General features: G+C 63.7%; 15 protein-coding genes and 1 pseudogene. 13 read left to right on the plus strand and 3 right to left on the minus strand.

What is annotated here, in order from left to right:
* From bcsZ to ACNFCH_RS13685, 9 genes are all read left to right on the plus strand, one after another.
* On the plus strand, nt 1-1,110 hold the full coding sequence (gene bcsZ, locus ACNFCH_RS13645) for a cellulose synthase complex periplasmic endoglucanase BcsZ (protein ID WP_337156964.1): 1,110 nt from the start codon (nt 1-3) through the stop codon (nt 1,108-1,110).
* Entirely contained in the window at nt 1,098-4,595 is a 3,498-nt protein-coding gene (gene bcsC, locus ACNFCH_RS13650) for a cellulose synthase complex outer membrane protein BcsC (protein ID WP_416742978.1), read from the plus strand. Before bcsZ ends, bcsC begins: the two co-directional genes overlap by 13 nt.
* Before the next feature lie 173 nt (nt 4,596-4,768).
* Nucleotides 4,769-5,221, plus strand: coding sequence for a MarR family winged helix-turn-helix transcriptional regulator (locus tag ACNFCH_RS13655; protein WP_337156962.1), 453 nt, complete (start codon nt 4,769-4,771; stop codon nt 5,219-5,221).
* Nucleotides 5,218-7,308 (plus strand): FUSC family protein, encoded by a 2,091-nt coding sequence (locus ACNFCH_RS13660; RefSeq protein WP_416742979.1) that lies wholly within the window; start codon nt 5,218-5,220, stop codon nt 7,306-7,308. Before ACNFCH_RS13655 ends, ACNFCH_RS13660 begins: the two co-directional genes overlap by 4 nt.
* Nucleotides 7,305-7,517, plus strand: coding sequence for a DUF1656 domain-containing protein (locus ACNFCH_RS13665; RefSeq protein ID WP_043212118.1), 213 nt, complete (start codon nt 7,305-7,307; stop codon nt 7,515-7,517). Before ACNFCH_RS13660 ends, ACNFCH_RS13665 begins: the two co-directional genes overlap by 4 nt.
* Nucleotides 7,514-8,389 carry an HlyD family secretion protein gene (locus ACNFCH_RS13670; RefSeq protein ID WP_337156960.1) on the plus strand — a complete coding sequence of 292 codons (876 nt, stop codon included), beginning with the start codon at nt 7,514-7,516 and terminating at the stop codon, nt 8,387-8,389. The genes ACNFCH_RS13665 and ACNFCH_RS13670 overlap by 4 nt, the downstream gene beginning before the upstream one ends.
* Nucleotides 8,386-9,807: an efflux transporter outer membrane subunit gene (locus tag ACNFCH_RS13675; RefSeq protein ID WP_416742980.1), complete on the plus strand. Its 1,422-nt coding sequence runs from the start codon at nt 8,386-8,388 to the stop codon at nt 9,805-9,807. Before ACNFCH_RS13670 ends, ACNFCH_RS13675 begins: the two co-directional genes overlap by 4 nt.
* Before the next feature lie 167 nt (nt 9,808-9,974).
* Nucleotides 9,975-11,918: an FTR1 family protein gene (locus tag ACNFCH_RS13680; protein WP_416742981.1), complete on the plus strand. Its 1,944-nt coding sequence runs from the start codon at nt 9,975-9,977 to the stop codon at nt 11,916-11,918.
* A gap of 98 nt (nt 11,919-12,016) precedes the next feature.
* A complete protein-coding gene (locus ACNFCH_RS13685; protein WP_070093675.1) occupies nt 12,017-12,469 on the plus strand; it encodes a YaiI/YqxD family protein in 453 nt (150 codons plus the stop codon).
* A gap of 53 nt (nt 12,470-12,522) precedes the next feature.
* Here the strand turns inward: ACNFCH_RS13685 and elbB are convergent, their stop codons facing one another.
* On the minus strand, nt 12,523-13,188 hold the full coding sequence (gene elbB, locus ACNFCH_RS13690) for an isoprenoid biosynthesis glyoxalase ElbB (RefSeq protein WP_337156957.1): 666 nt from the start codon (nt 13,186-13,188) through the stop codon (nt 12,523-12,525).
* A 113-nt stretch (nt 13,189-13,301) separates the two neighbouring features.
* Between elbB and ACNFCH_RS13695 the strand changes: the two are divergent.
* Nucleotides 13,302-13,928: pseudogene (locus tag ACNFCH_RS13695) on the plus strand (sterol desaturase family protein); the annotation flags it as partial.
* A gap of 501 nt (nt 13,929-14,429) precedes the next feature.
* Here the strand turns inward: ACNFCH_RS13695 and ACNFCH_RS13700 are convergent.
* Nucleotides 14,430-15,074 carry a DedA family protein gene (locus ACNFCH_RS13700; protein WP_170831797.1) on the minus strand — a complete coding sequence of 215 codons (645 nt, stop codon included), beginning with the start codon at nt 15,072-15,074 and terminating at the stop codon, nt 14,430-14,432.
* A 429-nt stretch (nt 15,075-15,503) separates the two neighbouring features.
* On the opposite strand from ACNFCH_RS13700, the gene ppk1 reads away from it, so the two are divergent.
* Nucleotides 15,504-17,729 (plus strand): polyphosphate kinase 1, encoded by a 2,226-nt coding sequence (ppk1, locus tag ACNFCH_RS13705; RefSeq protein ID WP_337156956.1) that lies wholly within the window; start codon nt 15,504-15,506, stop codon nt 17,727-17,729.
* On the opposite strand, the gene ppx is transcribed toward ppk1, so the two are convergent.
* A complete protein-coding gene (ppx, locus tag ACNFCH_RS13710; protein ID WP_196162665.1) occupies nt 17,716-19,218 on the minus strand; it encodes an exopolyphosphatase in 1,503 nt (500 codons plus the stop codon). The two genes, ppk1 and ppx, sit on opposite strands and share 14 nt — an antisense overlap.
* A 247-nt stretch (nt 19,219-19,465) precedes the next feature.
* Here ppx and trxA point away from each other — a divergent pair, with 247 nt between their 5' ends.
* Nucleotides 19,466-19,792 carry a thioredoxin TrxA gene (trxA, locus tag ACNFCH_RS13715; protein ID WP_012274768.1) on the plus strand — a complete coding sequence of 109 codons (327 nt, stop codon included), beginning with the start codon at nt 19,466-19,468 and terminating at the stop codon, nt 19,790-19,792.
* Between the two features lie 326 nt (nt 19,793-20,118).
* Complete coding sequence (rho, locus tag ACNFCH_RS13720) at nt 20,119-21,378, plus strand: transcription termination factor Rho (RefSeq protein WP_043212134.1); 1,260 nt, start codon at nt 20,119-20,121, stop codon at nt 21,376-21,378.
* The last annotated feature ends 190 nt before the right edge of the window (nt 21,379-21,568 follow it).

A 21,568-nucleotide genomic window follows, 5' to 3' on the forward strand; every position in this document is an offset into this window, starting at 1 on the left:
ATGTGGCGGTTTGTGCTGATGCTGGCGCTGAGCCTGCCCGCAGTCGCGGGCGCAGCGCCAAACTGTCCTTGGCCGGCCTGGGAGCGTTTGCGAACAGAGCTGGTGAGTGTGGACGGACGCGTGCTGGACCCCAGTGATGAGCGCCTGATTACCACCTCCGAAGGGCAGAGCTATGGGCTGTTCTTCGCCTTAGTGGCCAATGACCGGGCAACCTTCGCTCAACTGCTGCGCTGGACCAGCAACAACCTGGCTGAGGGAGACCTCTCGAGCCATTTGCCGGCCTGGCTGTGGGGGCGTGACGCCAAGGGCAAGTGGCAGGTACTCGACCCCAACAATGCCAGCGACGCCGACCTCTGGATCGCCTACAGCCTGCTTGAGGCGGGGCGTTTGTGGAACGAACCCAGCTATACCCAGCTGGGTCAGCACCTGCTATGGCGCATCAGCGCTCAAACCCTGCGCAAACTGCCTGGTCTGGGCATCATGCTGCTGCCGGCGGACTACGGTTTTGACGATGCCCGAGGCTGGCGCCTGAACCCGAGCTACCTGCCACCGCAATTGCTGGACCGCTTCGCCCTGGTCGACCCCCTGTGGGGCGAGCTTGCGGGCAACACCCGTCGGCTGCTGCGCGATGCCTCTCCCAAAGGCTTTGCGCCCGACTGGCTGCTATGGACGCCCACCGGCAAGATCGAGCCCGACCCGCAACATGGGAGTGCCGGCGACTATGACGCCATTCGTGTCTATCTGTGGGTAGGCATGCTTGCCAAGGACGCTGCCCAACGGGTTGAACTGCTCCAGCATTTCGCGCCGATGGCCATGCTGACGACACAAAAGGGACAGCCGCCGGAAACCGTAGACGCCCGTAGTGGCCAGGCTCGTGGTGGCGGACCGGGTGGTTTCTCGGCCGCACTGCTGCCATTGCTGGCCGTGACACCGAATGCCGACGAAGGGCTGCGCGCCCAGCGCCAGCGAATAAAGGATCATCCGATAGAGCCTCGTGCGTACTACAGCCAGATGTTGGCGTTGTTTGGCCAGGGCTGGGATGAGGCGCGGTATCGCTTTGACAAGGAGGGTCGCTTGTTGCCGGCCTGGAGTACGTCATGTACCGATTGATTAGCATCGTGCTGCTGACAGGGCTTTGCAGCCAGGTTGCCGCGCAACCGACTGACCGCAGCGAGCAACGCCAATGGCTGCTGGAGCAGATCCGCATGGGCGAGGCTTTGCACCGCGATGATCTGGTTCGCGATGCGCTGGGTCGCTTGCGCCTTCTTGAGCCGCGCGACGCCGAGGTGCTGTTCGCTTCGTTGCGCCTGGCCCTGCGCGAGCATGATCAGGACCAGGTCACCCAGCTCATGGCGCGCATTAGCCAGGAGGCGCCCGGTAGCGTCCAGGAGCACAAGGCCAAGCGTCTGATCGAGTTGCAGCAGCCGGAGGCAACCCGGCGCCTGCAACAGGCACGCCTGTTCGCAGTGACCGGGCGCAATCAGGAGGCGCTGGAGATTTACGATCAGTTGTTCGCGGGTGAGCCGCCCAGTCTGGAGCTTGCGCTGGACTACTGGCGTGTGCGCAGCGCCTTGCCTGGCCAGCGGCGCGAAGCGATCGAGCAATTGCAGGCCCTGGATCGGCAGTACCCAGGGAATGCTGGGCTGCGCCAGACTCTGGTGGGGCTGCTGTTTGCTGAGAAACGAGATCCCGAGGCGCTGGCCCTGCTCGAATTGCTCTCACGTGATCCAGGCGCACGCGATTCTGCTGCGCAGCGGGAATTCGACTATCTCTCTGGGCAGCCCGTGGGCGCTGCCAGCGTGGCGGCCTGGAAAGCTTTCGTCCAACGCTATCCGGCATCACCGCTGTTGCCCCAGGCCAACCAGACCCTTGCCCAGCAACGTCAATTGATCGCCGATCCCGCTTGGCAGGCCGGTCAGCGTGGCAAGCAGTTGCTCGACCAAGGGCGTAACGCCGAGGCTGAGGCCCAGTTGCGCCGTGCCTTGCGCCAATACCCCGACGATGCCAGCCTGCACGGCGCCTTGGGTTATGCGTTGATGCGCCAGAGCCGTTTCGAGGACGCCAACGCCGCGTTTCGTCTGGCTGCTACCAAGGAGCAGGACACATACTGGATCAGTCAGTGGAAGGATCTGGAGTCATCCAGCCATTACTGGATGCAATTGGAAAAAGCCGACCAGGCGCTGGAGCGGCGCGATATTTCCACCGCCCGTGCGATCTATCAACAGGCGCGTCAGCAGCGGCCCCAGGATGAATTCGCCGTGCTTGGCTTGGCCGAAGTGGCGGTCGCCGAGGGCGATCCGGCCACTGCTGAGCGCTTGTACCTTCAGGTTCGGCGCATGGCGCCGGACAACGAGAGTGCTGTGCGCGGCCTGATGCGGATCTACCAAGCACAATCACCCGACAAGGCGCGTGCCTACCTTAACGGCCTGCCACCTCGGCAACAGGCAATGTTCGCCAGCCTGCGCCGCAGCCTGGAACTGGAGCAACTGCGCAGCGAAGCCGATGCAGCCGTGCAGCGGCAGGACTGGGCAGCGGCAAGCCCAGCGCTGAAGCGGGCAGTCGAGTTGGCGCCAGATGAACCCTGGCTGGTTTACCAACTCGCCGGCAGCCTTCGTCAGCAAGGGCGTATCGGCGAGGCCGATGCCGCCTTTGCCAAGCTGTTGCAACGGCATCCGACCGACCCGCAAGCGCGTTATGCCCATGGCCTGTTCCTGGAGTCCACTGACCGTGATGCCTTGGTACTGGATAGCCTTGCCGGTGTCCCCCAGGGTGCATGGACCGACGACATGCATGCCCTTGAGAAGCGCGCGCGGCGCCGCGTCACTCTGGCTCAAGCGCGACAGTTGCGCGACCAGGGGCGCGAAGCCGAGGCAAGCGCACTGCTCGAGGCCGGGATTGCCCGCGGCGAAGGCGACACCGATGACCTACTGATGCTCGCGGACTGGGTGGCGACCCGGGGGGATCACAGCACAGCCCGAACGTACTTCGAACGCGTGCTGGAGCGCCAGCCGGAGCAACCTGAGGCCCGCCTTGGGTTGATCGAGGGCTGGATAGCCGAAGGCGACCTGCCCCGAGCACGCCAGGCCCTGGAGCGGCGTGCGCCCCAGTTCCCGCCCGGGCAGATCGACGCACAGCGGCGTCTGGCTAATGCCTGGCTGGCAGTGGGCGACCGGGCGCAGGCGGCGTCGCTGCTCGACCGTCTGGTGGCTGAGCAAGCCCAGCCTGATCCGCTATTGCGTCGAGATGCTGCTCGATTGGCAGTGCAGCAGGACCCGCAACGAGCATTGGATCTTTACGCCGCGGCGATGGCCGATGCCGACCTGCTCGAGCGCCGTGCGGTGGAACCGCGTGATGATCGGGCGCTGACCTATGCGAGCCGTGCCAAGGACGAGGACGACTGGCTGGCGCGCAGCCTGCGCAGCGACGTTGATGAGTTGTACCGTCAGCAGAACCCCAGCATCACGTTGATGCATGACTATGGCTGGCGCAATGACGACGGGACCCCAGGGATCTCCGAGCTCAAGAGGCAGACGACCCTGTTGCACGCGGACATGCCGTTGCAAGATGGCAAGGCGTTCGTGCGTTTGGAAAGGATTGGTCTGGATGCTGGTAGTTTCGATGTGGATGAGAACGGTCATCACAACGAGCGCTATGGCACCTGTGAGGTGGCTGATACCAACTGCCCGGGCGGGACGCAGCGCTCAGATGGCCGGATCATGGCTTTAGGATGGCAGGGAAGCCGCTGGGCCGCCGATGTAGGTGTCACCGATGGCTTTGAAATAAACAACTGGCTGGGCGGCGCGACGGTCAATGGTGATTGGGGCGAGTACGGTTGGTCGCTCACCGCCTCGCGGCGGCCGATGAGTAATTCGCTGTTGTCTTTTGGCGGTGCGAAGGATCCATATACCCGCGAGCGCTGGGGCGGCGTGACCGCCAATGGTGCCACGCTCGGTCTCAGCTGGGATCAGGGCGGCGATCATGGGGTATGGGCCAGCCTTGGCCATCACTGGTTGTATGGTGAAAACGTGGTGGATAACCAGCGCACACGAGCCATGGCGGGTTACTACTACCGGCTGGTGGAAAAAGCCGATGAACGCATGCGCGTTGGTCTGACCGTGATGCACTGGCGCCATGACAAAGACTTAGGCGATTACACCCTGGGTCAGGGCGGCTACTACAGTCCTGAGCGATACAACTCCATTGGGGTACCGTTCAGCTATGCCTGGCGCAACTACGACTGGTCAGTGCTGCTGGAAAGTTCGGTCAGTTGGTCCCAGGCAAATAGCGGCAGCCGCCCGTTGTATCCGAACAATTCACTCAACCACAAAGTGGAGGCCCGTCACGACATTCTGAAGGCGAATCTCGACGACATCAGCGATTCAAGCTCTAGCAGTGGCCTGGGCTATCACTTGCGAGGGCTGTTCGAGCGCCGCCTGAGCGATCACTGGGCACTGGGCGGGGGCTTCGACTGGCAGCACAGCGATGACTATGCGCCGAGCAGTGCCATGCTCTACGTTCGGTATCTGTTCGAGCCCTGGCGCGGCAACCTGCTGTTGCCGGTGGAGCCGCTGGAGCCCTACAGCGAGTGGCGTTGAGGCTGGCAGCTAGCCGCTTCTGCAGGATCACGTGATCCTGCAGAAGCGGCCAGATCCTTTCCCAAGATGAACAACAATTCATCCAGGCGATCCGTCGGCCCCGGTTGACGACAGGGGGAGGGCTAGGCGTAATATTGATAGTTAGCAAACTATGAATATCCTCGGTTCCTCTCATGACGCTTGATGCACTGCACATGAAAATCAGCAGCGGCATGGTCGTGGCTGCCCGCCATTGGCGACGCATTTGCCAGGCGGCCCTGACCGGCTACGGCATCTCCGAAGCCTGCGCCGTGCCCTTGCTGATGATCGTGCGCCTGGGCGATGGGGTGCATCAGGTGGCGGTGGCTCAGGCCGCCGGCCTGGAAAGCCCGTCTCTGGTGCGCCTGCTCGACCAGCTGTGCAAGGCGGGGCTGGTGTGTCGCAGCGAAGATCCCCTGGATCGCCGCGCCAAGGCCCTGAGCCTGACCGCGGATGGTCGTCGGCTGGCCGAGTCGATCGAAGGAGAGCTGGTGCGCCTGCGCCGCCAGGTGCTGCGCGGTATCGACCAGGCCGATCTCGAGGCCACCTTGCGTGTGATCCAGGCCTTCGACGACGCAGGCCAGGTCGCGCCGGGCGGGCTCGCATGAACGGTTTTTTCAGTTCGGTCCCACCGGCCCGCGATTGGTTCTATGGCGTGCGCACCTTCGCCGCTTCGATGATCGCCCTGTACATCGCTCTGCTCATGCAACTGCCGCGCCCCTACTGGGCCATGGCCACGGTGTACATCGTCTCCAGTCCTTTCGTCGGGCCAACCAGCTCCAAGGCACTGTATCGCGCCCTGGGCACGCTGTTGGGCGCTGGCGGTGCGGTGTTGCTGGTGCCGCCGCTGGTGCAGTCGCCGGCGCTGCTGGCTGTCGCCATTGCCTTGTGGACCGGCACGTTGCTGTTTCTGTCGCTGAACCTGCGCACGGCCAACAACTATGTGCTGATGCTCGCCGGCTATACCCTGCCGATGATCGCCCTGGCGGTGGTCGACAACCCGCTGGCGGTGTTCGACGTGGCCTCGTCACGGGCGCAGGAGATCTGCCTGGGCATCGTCTGCGCGGCGGTGGTCGGCGCGATTTTCTGGCCGCGCCGTCTGGCACCGGTGGTGCTCGGCTCGGCCAACAACTGGTTCAACGAGGCGATTCGCTACAGCGATACCTACCTGGCCCGTGAAGTCGCGGCCGACAAGGTCGCTGGCATGCGCGCGTCGATGGTCGCCACCTTCAACGGTCTGGAGATGATGATCGGCCAGCTCGGCCATGAAGGCACCGGGCCCCACACCCTGAAGAACGCCCGGGAACTGCGCGGACGGATGATCCACCTGTTGCCGGTGATCGACGCCTTGGACGATGCGCTGATTGCCCTGGAAAACCGCGCCCCGGCCCAGTTCGCCCAACTCCAGCCGCTGCTGGCCGAGGCTCGCGCCTGGCTCGAAGGCACCGCCAAGGACGTCTCACTGGCGCGCTGGACAGCCCTGCACGAACAGCTCGAGCGCCTGCAGCCCAGCGCTGCCGCACTGGACCAACGCCAGGAATTGCTGCTCTCCAACGCACTCTATCGACTGAGCGAGTGGATCGACCTCTGGCAGGACTGCTGCGCCCTGCAGCACGCCCTGCGCAAGGATGACGCCACGCCCTGGCGCGCGGTGTACCGCCACTGGCGCCTGGGCCGGCTGACGCCGTTCTTCGACCGTGGTTTGATGCTCTACTCGGTGTTTTCCACCGTCACCGCGATCATCGTCGCCAGTGGCCTGTGGATCCTGCTCGGCTGGAACGATGGCGGCAGCGCGGTGATCCTCGCCGCAGTGGCCTGCAGTTTCTTTGCCGCCATGGACGATCCGGCGCCCCAGATCTACCGATTCTTCTTCTGGACGCTAATGTCGGTGATCTTCTCCAGCGTCTACCTGTTCCTGGTGCTGCCCAACCTGCACGACTTCCCGATGCTGGTGCTGGCCTTCGCTGTGCCGTTCATCTGTGTCGGTACCTTGACCGTGCAGCCGCGCTTCTACCTCGGGACCTTGCTGACCATCGTCAACACCGCCACCTTCATCAGCATCCAGGGTGCCTACGACGCTGACTTCCTGACCTTCATCAACGCCAACATGGCGGGCCCTGTGGGCTTGCTGTTCGCCTTCATCTGGACCTTGCTGTTGCGTCCGTTTGGCGTGGAGCTCGCGGCCAAGCGCCTGACCCGCTTCAGCTGGCAGGACATCGTCGAGATGACCCAGCCCGCGACCCTGGCCGAGCATCGCCATGTCGGCGTGCAGATGCTCGACCGCCTGATGCAGCACCTGCCGCGCCTGGCCCAGACCGGCCAGGACAGTGGCGTGGCGCTGCGTGATCTGCGTGTGGGCCTCAACCTGCTGGACTTGCTGGCGTACATGCCGCGGGTCGGCCAGGCGCCACGCGAACGCCTGCAGACCGTGGTGGAAGAGGTGGGCGCTCACTACGCCCAGTGCCTGCGAGCTAAAGAGCGCCTGCACGCCCCGGCGGCATTGCTGCGCAACATGGAGCGCGCTCGCCAGGCGCTGGCCCTGGACGCCCACGACAACGACCGTGGCGACGCCCGCCTGCACCTGCTGCACGCACTGAGCGGCTTGCGTCTGGCGCTGTTGCCAGGTGTCGAAGTGATGCTCGAACCTGCTGACCAACCGCAATTGCCCCCGGGCATCGATGGAGCGCCCCTGTGATCGGTGATCTGGATATCAGCGGGGTGTTCCTGCCCACGCTGCTGGTGATGATGGTCTTCACCTACTTGTTGTTCCTGGGCGTGCATGCCGTGCTGGTACGCCTTGGGTTCTACCGCCTGGTCTGGCACCGGGCGTTGTTCAACGTTGCCCTTTACGCCGTGCTGCTTGGCGCGGTGGACCACTTTTGCCGAAACCTGATGCTGCCATGAAAAAACCGTTGTTGACCTTGGGCCGAGTGGTCCTGACATTGCTGGTGGTGACCTTCGCGGCCGTGCTGGTCTGGCAGATGGTCGTGTACTACATGTTCGCGCCCTGGACGCGCGATGGGCACATCCGTGCCGATGTGATCCAGATCGCCCCGGATGTCTCCGGGCTGATCCAGAAGGTCGAAGTGCGCGACAACCAGATGATCAAGCGCGGCGACGTGCTGTTCACCATCGACCAGGACCGTTTCACCCTGGCCCTGCGCCAAGCCAAGGCGACCCTCGCCGAGCGTCAAGAAACCCTGGCCCAGGCCTCCCGTGAAGCGCAGCGCAACCGCAAGCTGGGCAACCTGGTGGCGGCCGAACAGTTGGAAGAGAGCCAGTCCCGCGAGGCACGCGCCCGTTCGGCGGTCAACGAGGCCCAGGTGGCGGTGGACACCGCCCAGCTCAATCTCGACCGTTCGGTGGTGCGCAGCCCGGTGGACGGCTACCTCAATGACCGCGCGCCGCGCGCCCACGAATTCGTCACCGCCGGCCGTCCCGTGCTGTCGGTGGTCGACAGCGCCTCGTACCACGTCGATGGCTATTTCGAGGAAACCAAGCTTAGCGGTATCCATATCGGTGACGCTGTCGACATCCGCGTGATGGGCGACAGCACCCGCCTGCGTGGCCATGTCCAGAGCCTGGCGGCAGGTATCGAAGACCGGGATCGCAGCAGCGGCGCCAACCTGCTACCCAACGTCAACCCAGCCTTCAGCTGGGTGCGGCTGGCCCAGCGGATCCCGGTGCGTATCGCTTTCGATGATGTGCCTGAGGACTTCCGCATGATCGCCGGGCGTACCGCCACGGTGTCGATCATCGAGGGGCAGCGGCCATGAAACAGCTGATCCTGGCAGGGCTGTGCCTGTCCCTGGGTGCCTGCATGATGGTGGGCCCGGACTACGAAGTGCCCAAGGACGCCGCCGTGCAGCGCAGCGACCTCAACGGCCCGTTGCGCCAGGATGCTGACAGCGTTGTCTCGGCGCCGGTGCCAGACGACTGGTGGCTGCTGTATCAGGATCAGCGTTTGAATGAACTGGTGCGCCAGGCGCTGGCGGCCAACACCGAGCTACGCGTCGCGGCGGCCAACATCGCCAAGGCGCGGGCCCAGGTGGAAGTGGCAGAGTCCCAGGGTGGCTTCAATGGTGGGGTCAAGCTCGGCGCTCAGCGGTTGCAGGAGTCCGGCGAAGCCTTCCTGTTGCCGGAGAAAGTGCCGGTGGCCAACATTGGCGAGGCGATCATCAGCGCCAGCTACCAGTTCGACCTGTGGGGCACCTTCAAGCGCGGCACCGAGGCCGCCAAGGCCAATGCCGATGCGGTGCAGGCCGCCGCGGATACCGCGCGGATCACCCTGGTGGCCGATGTGGTCAAGGCCTACACCCAGGTGTGTTCGGCCAACGAGGAGTACCACATCGCCCGCGAGTCCCTCGACTTGCAGGAGCAGAGCGTGCAACTGAACCAGCGCCTGCGCGATGCAGGCCGTGGGGATGAAACCCAGGTCACTCGTTCGCAGACCCAGTTCAAGTCCTTGCGCGCCGAGCTGCCGCGCTTCAAGGCCGAGCGCGAGGCAGGCCTGTACACCTTGGCGGCCTTGCTGGCCAAGCCGGTCGAGCAACTGCCGGCTGGCACCGCCGACTGCGCGGAGCTTCCGCACATTGCCCAGCTGGTTCCGGTGGGCGATGGCGCTGCGCTGCTCAAACGCCGCCCCGATGTGCGCCAGGCCGAACGCCAGCTGGCCGCAGCCACCGCGACCATTGGCGTGGCCACTGGTGCGCTGTACCCGGACATCAGCATCGGCGCCCAGGTCGGCACTATCGGTATTCTCGAAAACCTCGGCGAGCCCTCGACCAACCGCTGGGGCTTCGGCCCGCAGATCAGCTGGAACATTCCCACCAACGGCACCCGGGCGCGCATCCGCATGGTCGAAGCCTCGACCCAGGCGGCGTTGGCGCATTTCGATGGCGTGGTGCTCAATGCCGTCCGCGAGACCCAGACCCGCCTGGCCCAATACAGCGCCCTGCTGGATCGCCGCGATGCCCTGGCCGATGCCGAGCGTTCGGCGAAGGAGTCGGCGGACCAGACGCATCTGCGCTATCAGGTGGGACGCGAGTCGTTCCTGGCGGATCTGCAGGCGACCCGCACCTATACCGATGTGCGCGCGCAGCTGGCGGCCGCCAATACTCAGGTGGCCTTGGGGCAGATCGGGGTATTTCTGGCCCTTGGTGGTGGCTGGCAGGACGCTGCGGCAAAACCGTGATGGCCAGGCAACCCCACTTCTGCAAGATCACGCACCCCTTGTAGGAGCGGGCTTGTCCCGCAATCGAGGGCGAAACCCTCGCCTTGGCGGTGAGGTCCTCAATTTGTCGCAAGATTTTTCATGAAATCCGCCCGCGAGCCTTGAGCGAAAGGGAGTGGAAGTGAACAATGTTCTCTTTCGTATTTACCGCGAGAGTGGCCATGATTTCCCCTTCCCGTCTGCTCGCCTGGCTGCCCGTCCTGGTGCTCGGTCCGATTTTGGCCCTGTGCAGCACCTCGGCGCTAGCCGAATCCCCCGCCGAAGCTACCAAGGCGTTGCACCTGCTCGATTACATCGGGGCCGACTACCCACCGACCGTGCGGGACGGCAAGGTGGTGGATGCGGGCGAATACCGCGAGCAGCAGGAGTTCAGCGCGGTCCTGGCCGAGGTGCTGAAGGCCCTCCCGGACAATCCTGAGCGCAACGGCCTCGAGCAGGGTGTGCAGACGCTGCGCCAGGCCATCGACCAACGCCAGGAGGGGGCGGTCGTCGCCAAGCAGGCCCGCCAACTGGGCGCACGGCTGGCGGTGGCGTACGAGGTCAGCCAGGCGCCGATCATCACCCCAGACCCGGCTCGCGGCGCTTCGCTGTACGCACAGAACTGCGCCATCTGCCACGGTGATACCGGTGCCGGCGATGGCCCGGCGGGTCTTGGACTGGAGCCGCCACCGGCCAATCTGCGCAGTGTCGCGCGCCTCGATCAGCTGAGCCTGTTCGACCTTTACAACACCCTGGGCCTGGGCATCGAAGGCACCGAGATGCCATCGTTCGCCGACCAGCTCGACGAGCGCCAGCGCTGGGACGTGGCCGCCTACGTAGCGAGCCTCACTGCCGATCCGCAGGCCGCCAAGGGTGACAAGACCTGGAACCTGGCCGACCTGGCGCGCCAGACTCCGGCCGAGGTCGCTGCCAGTGAAGGCGCCGATGCCGTGCCCGCCTTCCGCGCTCAGCGGGCCCAGCCGCCGCAGGTCAAGCGCGGCCCTGCGCAACTGCTCGAGTACACCGCCAGCACCCTGGACAAGAGCTTGGCCGCCTATCGCCAAGGCGACCACGACCAGGCCTATGACCTCTCGGTGGCGGCCTACCTTGAAGGCTTCGAGCTGGTCGAAAGCTCCCTGGACAACATCGACACCGTGGCGCGCAAGGACACCGAGAAAGCCTTGATGGCCTACCGTCAGTCTCTGCAGGACGGGCTGCCGGTCGCCCAGGCCGAGCAGCGCCTGGCCGAGGCCAAGGCCAAGCTCGAGGGCGCCGCCAAGCTGCTGGGCGGCGATGGGCTGAGCTGGTCGCTGAGTTTCGTTTCCGGCCTGTTGATCCTGCTGCGTGAAGGGCTCGAGGCCATCCTGGTGCTCGCGGCGATCCTGGCCTTCTTGCGCAATACCGGCCAGCAATCGGCGGTGCGCAGCGTCAACCTCGGTTGGGGCCTGGCGCTGGTCGCAGGTTTCGCCACCTGGGCCCTGGCTGCCTATGTGATCGATGTGGGCGGTGCGCAGCGCGAGCTGCTCGAAGGCTGCACGGCGTTGTTCGCCGCGGTGATGGTGCTATGGCTGGGGGTGTGGATGCACGACCGTCGCCACGCTGCGGCCTGGCAGGACTACATCAGGAGCAGCCTGGTCAGCGGCGGCGGGCGATTCGGATTTGCGGTACTGGCGTTCTTCTCGGTGTACCGCGAGCTGTTCGAAGTGATTCTGTTCTATGAAACCCTCTGGCTGCAGGCCGGCCCCGCGGGCCACAACGCCGTGCTGGCCGGCGGGGCAACCGCGCTGGTGCTGCTGGTGGGATTGGCCTGGGTGATCCTGCGCGGCTCGGCCAAGTTGCCGCTGTCGCTGTTCTTCAGCATCAACGCCGCCTTGCTGTGCGCCCTGTCGGTGGTGTTCGCCGGGCATGGCGTCAAGGCGCTTCAGGAGGCGGGCGTGCTGGGCACGCGGCCAGTGGCGTTTTTCGAGTTCGATTGGCTGGGGATCCATGCCGATGCCTACTCGCTGGGGGCGCAGGCAGTGGCATTGCTGGCGATCATGTTCCTCTACGGGCGCTCGCGCCTGGCCGAGAAGCGTCGGACCGCGGCGAGCTGAAAACCGCTCCTGCAGGCATACTGTGAACCTGTGGGAGCGGCCTTGTGCCGCGATTGGAGGGCCAAGCCCTCCCCAACGATTTCGAGGAAATACCTGCAATGCGTGTATGGATCGATGCCGACGCCTGCCCCAAGGCGGCCAAGGACCTGATCGTCAAGTTCGCCCTCAAGCGCAAGTTCGAGGTGGTGCTGGTGGCCGGCCAGGCCCAGATCAAGCCGGCGTTCGCCTGTGTGCGGTTGATCGTGGTCCCCAGCGGCATGGATGCGGCGGATGACTATCTGGTGGAAAACGCCGTGCCGGGAGAGCTGGTGATCTGTAGCGACGTGCCGTTGGCCGACCGCCTGATCAAGAAGGGGGTGGCCGCTCTCGACCCGCGTGGCCGTGAGTTCGACGAGCGCAACATGGGCGAGCGCCTGGCGGTGCGCAACCTGTTCACCGAGCTGCGCGAGCAAGGGCAGGTCGGAGGAGGGCAGGCGCCTTATGGCGAGCGCGAAAAGCAGGCGTTCGCCAATGCCCTGGACCGGATTCTGACCCGACTGTCGAAGGTGTGACGAAGGCCGCCCAGTGGGAGCAAAGACAGTCGCTCCCACAAGGGGTGTGCGGGTCAGTCGTTCTCGTGAGTCAGTTCCAGCACCCGGTCTACCAGCTTGTAGATGCCGCTGGCCGCCTCGCTGATGGAATTGGCCAGCATGTAGGCTGGCGTAGTCACCAACTTGCGTTGGGTATCCTCGACGATGTCGTGCACATCGCATTCTTCATGGGTGCCACCCATCTTCACCACTGCCGCACTGGTGTCGGCGTCGGTGCCGATGGTGCAGACCACGCCTGGGCCATAGATCTTCGCCGCCAGTGCCGGGGAGATGCAGATCAGGCCCACCGGCTTGCCGGCCTCGGCGAAGGCTTCGGCCAGTGCTAGTACATCCGGATTGACGGTGCAATTGGCGCCTTCGACGGCAAAGTTGGACAGGTTCTTCGCTGCACCGAAGCCACCCGGGACGATCAGCGCATCGAAGTCCTCGGCCTTGGCCTCGCGGATGTCCTTGATCTGGCCGCGAGCGATGCGTGCGGACTCCACCAGCACGTTGCGCGACTCAGGCATGGGCTGGCCGGTGAGGTGATCGATCACGTGCATCTGGGCGATGTTGGGCGCGAAGCACTGCACCTGGGCGCCACGCTGGTCGAGGCGCAGCAGCGTGATCACGCTTTCGTGGATCTCGGCGCCGTCGTAGACGCCACAGCCGGAAAGAATCACCGCAACTTTTTTCGTCATGCTCATTACTCCAGTGTCGAGGCGCTAAATGTCCTCTAGTTTGGCAGATGTCGCCATAGGGTTTCCCACACGCGGGGCCTAATCTTTGGGGATAACCCCGGAGAGGCTTGTCCATGGACCTGATTCTGCTGGCCGTGCCGTTCTTTTTCGTACTGATTGCCGTGGAGCTGGTTGCCGACCGCGTGCGTGGTCAGCGCAACTACCGGCTGGCCGACGCGATCAACAGCCTGAGCACGGGCGTGCTGTCGACCAGCACCGGGCTGTTGACCAAAGGGGTAGGGCTGGTGAGCTATGCCCTGGCCTGGGAATACCTGGCATTCTCGCGCCTGCCGGGGGACGCCTGGTGGACCTGGCTGCTGGCTTTCGTGCTGTACGACCTGTGCTACTACTGGCTGCATCGCCTCGGGCATGAACGCAACATCCTCTGGGCGGCCCACTCGGTGCATCACCAGAGCGAGGAATACAACCTCACCACCGCCCTGCGCCAGACCAGCAGCGGTTTTATCTTCTCCTGGATCTTCTACCTGCCGCTGGCGCTGATCGGCGTGCCGCCGCTGGTGTTCATCACCGTGGCATCGCTCAACCTGCTCTACCAGTTCTGGGTGCATACCCGGCACATTCCCAAACTGGGCTGGCTCGAATGGGTGCTGATCACGCCGTCCAACCATCGCGTCCACCATGCGCAAAACCCTCTGTACTTGGATCGCAACTACGGGGGCGTGTTCATTCTCTGGGATCGTCTGTTCGGCACGTTCCAGGAAGAGGACGAGCAAGAGCCGGTGGTGTTCGGCGTGACCACACCCCTGGCCAGCTGGAACCCGCTGTGGGCTAACCTGCAGTTCTACGCCCAGCTCTGGGCCGACGCCCGGCATACCCATTCGCTGTGGGACAAGCTACGCATCTGGTTCATGCCCACGGGCTGGCGTCCGGCGGACGTCGCGGCACGTTATCCACAGGCCAAGCCGGACCTGGCGCGGTTTCGCAAGTTCGAGATTCCGTTGGGGCGAGGGCTGCAGATTTACGTCGTGGCGCAGTTCGCGGTCTACGTCGCCCTGGGCAGCTACCTGATGCAAGTGGCCGAACAGGTGTCGGCCGCCGCCCTGGTACTGGGCTGGGCCGTCATGGCGTTTGGTTTGTTCGTGCTGGGGGCTGGGCTTGAGAATCGACCCTGGGCCAGGCGCCTGGAGCTGGCGCGGCTGGCATCGAATGCACCGGCATTGTACCTGGCCGGTGCCGTAGGCTTAGGGGCGGTCACGCCCTTGGTCTGGGTCCTGCTCCTGGGATACAGCGTTGTCAGCCTCTGGGGCCTGACCCGCTGCGGCCGCCTTGCGCTCGGCACGCAGGGTACGGAAGCGGCGACGCAGCCAGAGCAGGCCGCCGAGCGTCAGCAGGCCGCCGAGCACCCATAGTTCGTACTTCTTCACGTTGCCCAGCATGCCTTCGAGGATAGCGCCGAAGTGGTAGGCGGCCGCGCCGAGGGCCAGGGCCCAGACCGCTGCGCCGATGCCGTTGAGCAGCAGGTACCGCCGAGGTGGGTAGCCGGACAGGCCGATGGCCACGGGCATGACCGTGCGCAGGCCGTAGACGAAGCGAAAACTCAAGACCCAGATGTCCGGGTGGCGACGGATGTGATCCAGCGCCCGGTCGCCCATTGCCTGCCAGCGCGGTTTGCGCGCCAGGATGGCCCGGCCGTGACGGCGGCCCATGAAGTACCACAGCTGGTCGCCGGCATAGCTGCCGAAGAACGCTGTGAGCACCACCAGATTGATGTCCATGTATCCGCGGAACGCAAGGAAGCCCGCAAGAACCAGGATGGTCTCGCCTTCAAAAAACGTGCCGAGAAAAAGGGCAAAGTAGCCGAAATCCTGCAGGAATTGTTGAAGCATTTTCTGGGGTGCTAGCGAAATGAACGCGCAGCCTACCCCTTCGCGCGCATTCGGGAAAGTGTCCAAATGTGTCTCGACGTGAACAATTCCTACAGGAGGAGTAGCTTTGGCCTCTGGTCAAAGGCTTGCCCAATGCTGTCATCCCAGCGTCATAATGGCAGCTTATAACTGTCGCGCCAGCCCGCGTGCGCGGGCCCAGGAGTCTGCCGTGAGCGTTGCCCCGCCCATCCTCCTCCCCCTTACCGCCAGGCTGCGCAGCGACCGTCGGGATGCGTTTTCCACCAGGATCCTCACCCTCGATGTACCGCTGGAAGCCGCGCAAGACCGGCGCCGCTTCAAACGGGCAGGCGCCGATGGCATCCTGACCTCTTTTCGCTGCCCGCGCCGCTCAATTGTCGAGAGGGCAGTCACGCCCTCCAGGAACGTCAGATGAACAATGAAGTGCTAACACCTGTCGCGATCAAGGATGCCCAGGCGGTTCCCGAAGAAATGGTGCAGACCCCACCGGACCTGCCGCCTGCAGCCGAGCCTGTGGCCGAGGTCGTCGCGCCCGCGCCTGCCCCGGCGATCAGCATTCCGAGCCTGGACGACAGCAGCCTGTACATTCATCGCGAGCTGTCGCAGCTGCAGTTCAACATCCGCGTGCTGGAGCAGGCGCTGGACGAATCCTATCCGCTGCTCGAGCGCCTGAAATTCCTGCTGATCTTCTCCAGCAACCTGGACGAGTTCTTCGAGATTCGTGTGGCGGGCCTGAAGAAGCAGATCACCTTCGCCCGCGAGCAGGCCGGTGCCGACGGCCTGCAGCCGCACCAGGCGCTGGCGCGCATCAGCGAGCTGGTTCATGGCGAGGTCGAGCGCCAGTACGCGATTCTCAACGACGTGCTGCTGCCGGAGCTGGAAAAACACCAGATCCGCTTCATTCGCCGCCGCCATTGGACGACCAAGCTCAAGACCTGGGTACGTCGCTACTTCCGCGACGAAATCGCCCCGATCATCACCCCGATCGGCTTGGACCCGACCCACCCGTTCCCTCTGCTGGTCAACAAGAGCCTGAACTTCATCGTCGAGCTCGAGGGTGTCGATGCCTTCGGCCGCGATTCGGGCCTGGCCATCATTCCGGCGCCGCGCCTGCTGCCACGGGTGATCCGTGTGCCGGAAGACGTTGGTGGCCCGGGGGACAATTTCGTGTTCCTGTCCTCGATGATCCACGCGCATGCCGATGACCTGTTCCAAGGCATGAAGGTCAAGGGCTGCTACCAGTTCCGCCTGACCCGTAACGCTGACCTTGCGCTGGACTCCGAGGATGTCGAAGACCTGGCGCGGGCCCTGCGCGGCGAGCTGTTCTCGCGCCGCTACGGTGACGCCGTGCGCCTGGAGGTGGCCGACAATTGCCCCAAACACCTGTCGGACTACCTGCTCAAGCAGTTCAGCCTGAGCGAGAGCGAGCTGTATCAGGTCAATGGCCCGGTCAACTTGACCCGGTTGTTCAGCATCACCGGTCTGGACAGCCACCCTGAGCTGCAATACACCCCGTTCACCCCGGCGATTCCGAAGATCCTGCAGAACGCCGACAACATCTTCAGCGTGATCGGCAAGCAGGACGTGCTGCTGATGCACCCGTTCGAGTCCTTCACGCCGGTGGTCGATCTGCTGCGCCAGGCCGCCAAGGACCCGCACGTGCTCGCCGTGCGCCAGACCCTGTACCGCAGCGGCGCCAACTCCGAAATCGTCGACGCACTGGTGGACGCGGCGCGTAACGGCAAGGAGGTCACGGCGGTGATCGAATTGCGTGCGCGCTTCGACGAAGAGTCCAACTTGCAGATGGCCAGCCGCCTGCAGGCTGCGGGCGCAGTGGTGATCTATGGTGTGGTCGGCTTCAAGACCCACGCCAAGATGATGTTGATCCTGCGCCGTGAGCAGGGCGAGATCGTGCGCTACGCCCACCTGGGCACGGGCAACTACCACGCCGGCAACGCGCGCCTGTACACCGACTACAGCCTGCTGACGTCCGACGATGCACTCACCGAGGACGTCGGCAAGCTGTTCAGCCAACTGATCGGCATGGGCAAGACCCTGCGCATGAAGAAGCTGCTGCACGCGCCGTTCACCCTGAAGAAGGGCATGCTCGACATGATTGCCCGGGAGACCCAGTTCGCTCTGGAAGGCAAGCCCGCGCACATCATCGCCAAGTTCAACTCGCTGACCGACGCCAAGGTCATCAAGGCCTTGTACAAAGCTAGCCAGTCGGGCGTGCGGATTGACCTGGTGGTACGTGGCATGTGCTGCTTGCGCCCAGGTATTCCGGGGGTTTCGCACAATATCCAAGTGCGCTCGATCATCGGCCGCTTCCTGGAGCACACGCGGGTGTTCTACTTCCTCAATGGCGGCGAGGAGCAGATGTTCCTGTCCAGTGCCGACTGGATGGAGCGCAACCTCGACAAGCGCGTCGAGACCTGCTTCCCGGTGGAGGGCAAGAAACTGGTGCTGCGGGTCAAGAAGGAGCTCGAGGGCTACCTCACCGACAACACCCACGCGTGGATCCTGCAGTCGGACGGCCGCTACGTGCGCAGCACGCCGACCGGCAACCAGAACCCGCGCAATGCCCAGGCCGCCCTGCTCGAGCGCCTGAGCAATCCGGTCCTCAACGTACGCTGAGGATGAAATTGACCCGGGCCAGCCACTGCGCCTCGTTGGCGAAGTCGGCCTGGGTCAGTTGGTTTTCTTCCAGCCAGCCCTGAGGGAACACCACTTCCAGGTTGTCCTCGCCCGCCTTGAGTTCCACCTTCGGCATCTGCTGGGTGCCACGGATGTGGTGGAACAGGATGGCGAAGCGCAGCAGCACGCACAGGCGAATCAACTGCACGCCTTCGTCGCCGAACTCCGCGAACTTGTCCTTGGGAATGTTGCGGCGGTGGCCGCGAACCAGCAGGGCCAGCATCTGCTGGTCCTCGCGGGAGAAGCCGGCCAGGTCGGAGTGTTCGATCAGGTAGGCACCGTGCTTGTGGTAGTGGTAGTGGGCGATGTCCAACCCCACTTCGTGCACTTTTGCCGCCCAGCTCAGCAGATCCCGCCAGTTGCCCTCTTCCAGGCCCCAGGCCTTGGCCACTTGGTCGAAGGCGTGCAACGCCTTGCGTTCGACCCGAGCCGCCTGGCCCTGGTCGACGTGGTAGCGCTCCATCAGCGAATTCAGGGTGCGCTCGCGTACGTCCTCGTGGTGGTGACGGCCCAGCAGGTCGTACAGCACGCCCTCACGCAGGGCGCCGTCACAATGGTCCATACGTTGCAGCTCGAGGGCGTCGAAGATCGCTTCGAGAATCGCCAGGCCTGCCGGGAAGATCGCGCGACGGTCCGGCTTGACGCCTTCGAAGTCGATCTTGTCGATCTCGCCGAGCTTGAACAGTTTGCGCTTGAGCGCTGCGAGGCCTTCGGCGTTGACCTCGCCGCTGCCCATGCCGTTGGCTTTGATTGCCGCACCAATGGCACGGATGGTGCCGGACGAGCCGATGGCTTCATCCCAGGTCAGGCGGTGCAAGGCGTTTTCGATGCTCATCAGCTCCAGACGCGCGGCGGTATAAGCCTGGGCGTAGCGTGCCGGGGTGATCTTGCCATCGCGGAAATAGCGCTGGGTGAAGCTGACGCAGCCCATCTGCAGGCTCTCGCGTAGCAACGGCTCGAAGCGCTGGCCGATGATGAACTCGGTGCTGCCGCCGCCGATGTCGGCGACCAGGCGCTTGCCTGGGGTGTCGGCCAGCGTGTGGGAAACACCCAGATAGATCAGACGCGCTTCCTCGCGGCCGGAGATGACCTCGACCGGGTGGCCGAGGATGGCTTCGGCGCGCAGGATGAATTCGTTGCGGTTGCGTGCTTCGCGCAGGGCGTTGGTGCCGACGATGCGCACGGCGCCCTGGGGCATGCCGTTGATCAGTTGGGAGAAGCGCTTGAGGCATTCGAGGCCTCGTTGCATGGCTTCCTCGCTCAACTGACGTTCTTCGCTGATGCCGGCGGCCAGCTGTACCTTTTCCCCGAGCCGCTCGAGAATGCGGATTTCACTGTGGTGGGCTTTGGCCACGACCATGTGAAAACTGTTGGAGCCAAGGTCGATGGCGGCGATCAGAGACAGGTTCTTCGCGGTGGTATGCGGCATGATCTCGATGTTCTCGGTCGATAACCCGGCAATCCTGCCATGATCCATGGCTTGCGCCAACGCATGACAATAGTCGGGATTGATGCAGGGCAATGTGCCACTCGATGCTATGACAGTTATGTGACAGTTTCGATTCGTGGCGTCTTGCACAACTATAGTTACACTCAATCGTGCGCGACTTCCTGTAGGACGTAGGTGCGGCTATGATGGGCAACGTTTTTTATTGCTTACGACCTTGGAGATTTCCATGAGCGACAAAATCAAACACGTCACCGACGCCAGCTTCGAAGCCGACGTACTGCAGGCTCAAGGCCCGGTGCTGGTCGACTACTGGGCTGAATGGTGCGGCCCATGCAAGATGATCGCTCCGGTCCTGGACGACATCGCGGCTACCTATGAAGGCAAGCTGACCGTCGCCAAACTGAACATCGACGAAAACCAGGAAACCCCTGCCAAGCACGGCGTGCGTGGTATCCCGACCCTGATGCTGTTCAAGAACGGCAACGTCGAGGCGACCAAGGTCGGCGCCCTGTCCAAGTCCCAGCTGGCCGCGTTCCTCGACGCCCACCTGTGATGTGAAAGGCCCCGCTAATGCGGGGCTTTTTTTTGTCCCCAAGGGTGTGTGGGAACGGGTTTACCTGCGAATTCACGGGTGATCCCACGGCCGCCTTCGGGTGGAAACCCGCTTCCACGGGGCACGATTTACCGAGTCAAAACCCCTAGACGTCGAAAAAAGCAAGTGTTACATTCGGCCTCGCACTGTTCTCCAGTGCCCTCTGCACGCCGTCGCCGAAGCATCCCTAATTCGAATCAGTACGCGATCCTGTCGCCATCTAGCGGCGCGGCCTCATTAAGCCAACGCTTAATTCTCCCTTCTTACATGATTACGTCACTCCCCTTATGAACCTGACTGAACTCAAGCAAAAGCCGATTACCGATCTTTTGGAAATGGCCGAACAGATGGGCATCGAAAACATGGCCCGTTCGCGCAAACAGGACGTGATTTTCGCCCTGCTGAAGAAGCATGCGAAAAGCGGCGAAGAGATCTCGGGTGACGGCGTGCTGGAGATTCTCCAGGATGGTTTCGGTTTCCTGCGTTCGGCGGATGCCTCTTACCTGGCCGGCCCTGACGATATCTACGTCTCGCCCAGCCAGATCCGTCGCTTCAACCTGCGCACCGGTGACACCATCGTCGGCAAGATCCGTCCGCCGAAGGAAGGGGAGCGTTACTTCGCCCTGCTGAAAGTCGATACCATCAACTTCGACCGCCCGGAAAACGCGAAGAACAAGATTCTGTTTGAAAACCTGACGCCGCTGTTCCCGAACGAGCGCCTCAAGATGGAAGCCGGTAACGGCTCCACCGAAGACCTCACCGGCCGCGTCATCGACCTGTGCGCTCCGATCGGCAAAGGCCAGCGCGGCCTGATCGTCGCTCCGCCGAAAGCGGGCAAGACCATCATGCTGCAGAACATCGCGGCCAACATTACCCGTAACAACCCCGAGTGCCACCTGATCGTCCTGCTGATCGACGAGCGTCCGGAAGAAGTGACCGAAATGCAGCGCACCGTGCGCGGCGAAGTGGTTGCCTCGACCTTCGACGAACCGCCGACCCGTCACGTGCAGGTCGCCGAGATGGTCATCGAAAAGGCCAAGCGCCTGGTCGAGCACAAGAAGGACGTGGTCATCCTGCTCGACTCCATCACCCGTCTGGCACGTGCCTACAACACCGTGATCCCGAGCTCCGGCAAGGTGCTGACCGGTGGTGTCGACGCCCACGCCCTGGAAAAGCCAAAGCGCTTCTTCGGTGCTGCCCGTAATATCGAGGAAGGCGGCTCGCTGACCATCATCGCCACCGCGCTGGTCGAAACCGGCTCGAAGATGGATGAAGTGATCTACGAAGAGTTCAAGGGCACCGGCAACATGGAGCTGCCGCTGGACCGCCGCATCGCCGAGAAGCGTGTGTTCCCGGCCATCAACATCAATAAGTCCGGTACCCGTCGCGAAGAGCTGCTGACCGCCGACGACGAGCTGCAGCGCATGTGGATCCTGCGCAAGCTGCTGCACCCGATGGACGAAGTCGCCGCCATCGAGTTCCTGGTCGACAAGCTCAAGCAAACCAAGACCAACGATGAGTTCTTCCTGTCGATGAAGCGTAAGTAAGTCTTCGCGACGGCTATTGAATGGGGCTGCTGCGCAGTCCATCGCGGGACAAGCCCGCGCCTACGGAGGTCAACGTGATCCTTGTAGGCGCGGGCTTGTCCCGTGATGGGACGCGAAGCGGCCCCAAGTCATTTTTGCCCCCAACAAAGCCTTGAACGGCGCTACACTCTGCAACCCCGACCGATACGGC

This window comes from Pseudomonas sp. NY15354, from assembly GCF_048068075.1.
Taxonomy (GTDB): domain Bacteria; phylum Pseudomonadota; class Gammaproteobacteria; order Pseudomonadales; family Pseudomonadaceae; genus Aquipseudomonas; species Aquipseudomonas guariconensis_C.

Bases quoted from the DNA above. Each gene is read 5' to 3' on its own strand.
- ACNFCH_RS13685 (WP_070093675.1), top strand. From the start codon at position 12,017: ATGCGTGTATGGATCGATGCCGACGCCTGCCCCAAGGCGGCCAAGGAC.
- bcsC (WP_416742978.1), top strand. From the start codon at position 1,098: ATGTACCGATTGATTAGCATCGTGCTGCTGACAGGGCTTTGCAGCCAG.
- ACNFCH_RS13675 (WP_416742980.1), top strand. From the start codon at position 8,386: ATGAAACAGCTGATCCTGGCAGGGCTGTGCCTGTCCCTGGGTGCCTGC.
- ACNFCH_RS13660 (WP_416742979.1), top strand. From the start codon at position 5,218: ATGAACGGTTTTTTCAGTTCGGTCCCACCGGCCCGCGATTGGTTCTAT.
- ppx (WP_196162665.1), bottom strand. From the start codon at position 19,218: ATGCCGCATACCACCGCGAAGAACCTGTCTCTGATCGCCGCCATCGAC.
- trxA (WP_012274768.1), top strand. From the start codon at position 19,466: ATGAGCGACAAAATCAAACACGTCACCGACGCCAGCTTCGAAGCCGAC.
- bcsZ (WP_337156964.1), top strand. From the start codon at position 1: ATGTGGCGGTTTGTGCTGATGCTGGCGCTGAGCCTGCCCGCAGTCGCG.
- ppk1 (WP_337156956.1), top strand. From the start codon at position 15,504: ATGAACAATGAAGTGCTAACACCTGTCGCGATCAAGGATGCCCAGGCG.
- rho (WP_043212134.1), top strand. From the start codon at position 20,119: ATGAACCTGACTGAACTCAAGCAAAAGCCGATTACCGATCTTTTGGAA.
- elbB (WP_337156957.1), bottom strand. From the start codon at position 13,188: ATGACGAAAAAAGTTGCGGTGATTCTTTCCGGCTGTGGCGTCTACGAC.
- ACNFCH_RS13680 (WP_416742981.1), top strand. From the start codon at position 9,975: ATGTTCTCTTTCGTATTTACCGCGAGAGTGGCCATGATTTCCCCTTCC.
- ACNFCH_RS13700 (WP_170831797.1), bottom strand. From the start codon at position 15,074: ATGCTTCAACAATTCCTGCAGGATTTCGGCTACTTTGCCCTTTTTCTC.
- ACNFCH_RS13670 (WP_337156960.1), top strand. From the start codon at position 7,514: ATGAAAAAACCGTTGTTGACCTTGGGCCGAGTGGTCCTGACATTGCTG.
- ACNFCH_RS13655 (WP_337156962.1), top strand. From the start codon at position 4,769: ATGACGCTTGATGCACTGCACATGAAAATCAGCAGCGGCATGGTCGTG.